Annotated in this window: 4 protein-coding genes and 1 pseudogene; 4 read left to right on the forward strand and 1 reads right to left on the reverse strand. The window is 68.6% G+C overall.

Annotated features, from left to right (window positions below; all coding sequences use genetic code 11):
- The coding region (locus AB0C96_RS42910) for a choice-of-anchor C family protein (protein ID WP_362925724.1) at window positions 1-1203 on the forward strand (1203 nt) is incomplete at its 5' end.
- Window positions 1204-1530: 327 nt separating this feature from the next.
- Window positions 1531-1833 (forward strand): hypothetical protein, encoded by a 303-nt coding sequence (locus AB0C96_RS42915; protein ID WP_362925726.1) that lies wholly within the window; start codon window positions 1531-1533, stop codon window positions 1831-1833.
- 133 nt (window positions 1834-1966) lie between these two features.
- Here the strand turns inward: AB0C96_RS42915 and AB0C96_RS42920 are convergent.
- Window positions 1967-2505, reverse strand: a pseudogene (locus AB0C96_RS42920) (MarR family transcriptional regulator).
- 181 nt (window positions 2506-2686) lie between these two features.
- Here AB0C96_RS42920 and AB0C96_RS42925 point away from each other — a divergent pair.
- Both AB0C96_RS42925 and AB0C96_RS42930 read left to right on the forward strand, forming a co-directional pair.
- Window positions 2687-3226 (forward strand): DUF4158 domain-containing protein, encoded by a 540-nt coding sequence (locus AB0C96_RS42925; protein ID WP_362925728.1) that lies wholly within the window; start codon window positions 2687-2689, stop codon window positions 3224-3226.
- A 91-nt stretch (window positions 3227-3317) separates the two neighbouring features.
- Window positions 3318-3791: a hypothetical protein gene (locus AB0C96_RS42930; RefSeq protein ID WP_362925730.1), complete on the forward strand. Its 474-nt coding sequence runs from the start codon at window positions 3318-3320 to the stop codon at window positions 3789-3791.
- Window positions 3792-4025 lie beyond the last annotated feature (234 nt).

The raw sequence follows: 4025 nt of genomic DNA on the forward strand, positions 1-4025 counted from the left end.
GAGGTCTCCGGCCGGCTGCGCGGCATTCTGGCCCCGCTGATCCTGGGGCCGGTGTTCGCCGGCTACTTCGCCCCACTGGTCGAGGCATCCCAGGCACCACCGCAATCGCAGGCACCACAGGCACCACAGGCATCGCAGACCCCGCAGGCACCACCGAACGAGACTCCGGAGGACGCGACGGACGAATCGGCGGAGGGAGTAGCCGGCAGAGCAACGGAGGGCGCTGCAACGGAAGGCGCTTCCCGAGGCGCAACGGGGGGCGCCGAAGGTGCTGGTCCGGGCGCCGCCGTCGTCACCCTCTCGGTGGTGGCCGGCCTCGCCGCTCTCACCGCGGCCCCCGCGCTGATGCTGTCGTGGGGGTCCTCCGAGGGCCCACGCACGGACGGCAAGGCGCACCCCACGACGTCCACCTCCGCATCATGGCTGCCGGAGCCGTCCGCCCCTACGCCGCCGCCCTCGCCGACGGCATCCCAGCTGAGCGACGGCGGCAATCTCCAGCCGCGCCCGAACCCCTCACCGGGCACCCCTGCGCAGAGCCCCAAATCGTCTCACTCGCACCCCGGCGCGACCGGCTCGCCTTCTCCTTCTCCGAACACCCCTCAGGCTCCGGCTCCGACGCAGACTCCGCATCAGACCCCTGCGCCCGGTACGTTGCTGACCAACGGCAGCTTCGAGTCGCCGACCGCCGGTTCTCCGTACACCCTCTATCACGCGGGTGATGACATCGGGCCATGGCGCGTCGTCCAGAACTCCGTGGAAGTGGACAGCCCGACGGCGTGGAAGGCGGCGGACGGCAACCAGTCGATCGACCTGAACGGCGATCTACCCGCACCGGCCTCCGGGGCGATCGCCCAGACGTTGGACACCACCTCCGGTCGGCCGTACACGGTCACCTTCTATCTGGCCGGCAACCCCAACTGCGCTCCCACGGTGAAGACCATGACCGTCCAAGCCGGGAAGGTCACACGGAGCTTCTCCGCCGACATCACCGGGCACTCCCCGTCCGACATGGGGTGGCGGCTGGAGACCGTGCTCTTCACCGCGACGAGTGACCGCACCACGCTTCGCCTGGCCAGCACCACCGATCCGAACAGCACATGTGGGCCGGTCATCGACAACGTCCAGGTCCACGCGGGGAAGCCGGGGAAGTCAGGGACGCCAGGGAAGCCGCGGAAATCGGGGATGTCAGGGAAGTCGGGATAGTCAGTCGGTCGACACTGCCCAACACCCGTCTTCCCGCCGGCAGCACCCAAATACCGAAAGACGGCGGCCCGGTCGGCCCGTACTCCGCGTGCGGGCCGAAACCGGGGCCTCGGCTGGACAGCGCACCTGAACAGCAGACACGCCCGAGGTCGGGCATGCGGGCACTCGATCCTGCTGCCCTGCGGTGGGCCGGGCGGCCGGGAGGGCGGCCGTCTGGGCGGCGGTGCACGCGGATCAGGTCCCCCACAGGGATGAAACCGACCTTAACGATCTCCGCCGGGGAAAAGCTCACCGCGCGCACCGACGACTGCCGGAGAGTGATCGACCATGGCCGACCGCACCACCGTATCGGTCCCCTGTCCGGGTGACCTGGAGAATTACGTCCGTCTCACCAATGAGGTCACGACCCCCTTCGGGATCGGCCATCCGGCCAACACCGGTGATTGCAAACTCAGCCTCGGCGCACTCGACCAGGCGGGGCAGCGGATGTTCACGGGGGTTGTGGACCTCCTCCCCGGACAGTCGATCGACCGGTACCACGCACCAGCGGGAGGAGCGGTGATTTTCGTGGAGTGCTCCCTCTCCTGTGAGGGGCGCGGGGCATTGACGTATGACACACCCAACTCCTAGGCCACGTCCGCTGGTTCCATGACGGCCTGCATCGACACTGGCATGGCAGGGACCAACGGCCCGCTCATCCGTCACCGCAGGGATGGTTGCGTGAGGTGGTCTGTTCAAAGAGTGGACTGGGGGGGCGAAGGGCTCAGGCTTCGTGGACCGTGCGTTGCCGGACATCGGCCATCAGTTTGTCCAGCAGCTCGATGAGCGAGGCTCGTTCGCCCGCCGACAAGCAACTGACGAGTGCGGCCTCTCGGCCGAGCACGGTATCAACGGATCGCTCGATGAGCGCGTGCCCTTCGGTCGTGAGCTTCACCAGGACGGTGCGGCGGCCGGTGGTCCCCGTGTCCGCTGGACGAGGCCGTCCCGTTCGGGCCGGGCGACGCGCTGGGAGATCGCTCCGGCGGTCACCAGTGTCCGCCGCGTGCGCTCGCGGGTGCTGAGGGCGTAGGGCGGACCTGAGCGGCGGATGACGGACAGCAGGTCGAGGGTGGCCGCGTCGATCCCGGCTTGCCGCAGGGCCCGGTTGCGGTCGTCGGCGAAGAGTTCGCCCAGCCACCAGATGGGCGTGACGATCTCGATCGACTCGGCGGGAGTGCCGGGGCGCTCCCGTCGTCAGGCCGAGGCGATCTCGGCCGGGGTGTGGGCAGGCACGGGTCCCCCTGGTGCGGCGGTATCGGCCACGGTGTGATCCCCTGTCAGCGTCGAATGCGTTTAGATCTCAACGCACATGGGGGTATCGCCGAGGTGAGCCCCAAAGGGGCCATGGAATGATCTTGAAGCCGTGATCGCCTGGCCCGTCACCCGTTCGACTCAACGTCGCTGGTGGTGATGTTGAGCTGTTGTCTGGGCGCGGCGCGGGATTGTGACCTCGATCGAGCGGACCGCGTACCCGCGGTTCAAGCGGCTGATCACCGCGCATGAGCTGCATCTGTTCTTCTCGCCGACGCGGGATGAGGTGGCGTGGGCGTCCGGGGCGACGGACTGCGATGAGCATCTGCTGGCCCTGTTGCTGATGTTGAAGTCCTACCAGCGCATGGGGTGTTTCCCGAAGCTGAAGGGCGTCCCGGAGACGGTGGTGGACTTCGTCCGGCGGGCGGTGGAGCTGCCCGAGGGCACCCTGCCGCTGTACCGGGCGGCGAAGACGGCGAAGAACCACCGGGGTCTGGTGCGGCAGCGGGTCGGGGTGGTCTACAACCAGGCGGAGGCTCGGCGGATCACGGAGGTGTCGATCCGGAAGGAGGCCGCGGCGAAGAACCGCCCGGCGGACCTGATCAACATTGCGCTGGAGAAGGTGGTGGAGGCCGGGCTGGAGCTGCCGGCGTTCTCCACCTTCGACGCGATGGCCTCGACGGTCCGCAGGGAGGTGAACGCCGCAATCTGCGCGGGCATCCACGCCGGATGAGCGCGGTAGAACAGGCGGGCCTTCTGCGGCTGCTGGAGGAGCGGGAAGCAGACGGCACGCGCTGGTGGCGTGCCTGGTGCACAAGGCGAGGATGCGGGTCCGTGACGATCTGGCGACCATGCTCTGCAAGCGCATGGGGACGAAGGTCAAGAGGGCAAAGGAGGAGCTGGAGGCGATCCGGCTCGCCGAGCGGGAGATCACCGAGGCGCTGATCGGCAACTACCGCAGCGTGCTCAAGGACATTGATGAGGATGGTCCGGCTCACGTCGCGCTGGCGAAGGCCGCCGAGATGACCGCCGAGGCCGTGGCCGCCCTTGAGGGGCTGGACGAGCAGGCGCCGGTGGAGGAGATCGCCCGTCGCCTGGGCGGTGAGGTCTCCCCGGCCGTCCTCGCCCTGACGAAGGCCCTGCTGGTGCAGTCCGGCGGGCTCGGAACGGTCACGAAGACCGTGGAGGGCTTCGGCGGCTTCGCCAAGCAGTACGAGCAGATCGAGAAGGTCTCTGCCCATCACGGCAACTTCTGGGAGGTGCTGCTGTACGGGCAGATCGGCCGGGACCGGCGCTGAAGTTCGACCTGGCGGAGAAGCTGGAGTTCACCGTCACCTCGGAGGACGGACGGGTCCTGGACGCGCTCGCGCACGCGCAGCGCAACGAGGCCGCCCGTGGCGAGTACATCAGCGCGCTCGGCGAGGACGGGGAGCGGGCCGACATCTCGTTCGCCACGCAGAACTGGCAGAAGGCCGTGGTCGACAGGAGCAGGCCGGGGCAGTTCGTCCGCCGGCACTTCGAGGCGATGGTCT

Origin of the sequence: Streptomyces sp. NPDC048506, assembly GCF_040651315.1 — a bacterium.
In the GTDB taxonomy this organism is placed as follows: domain Bacteria; phylum Actinomycetota; class Actinomycetes; order Streptomycetales; family Streptomycetaceae; genus Streptomyces.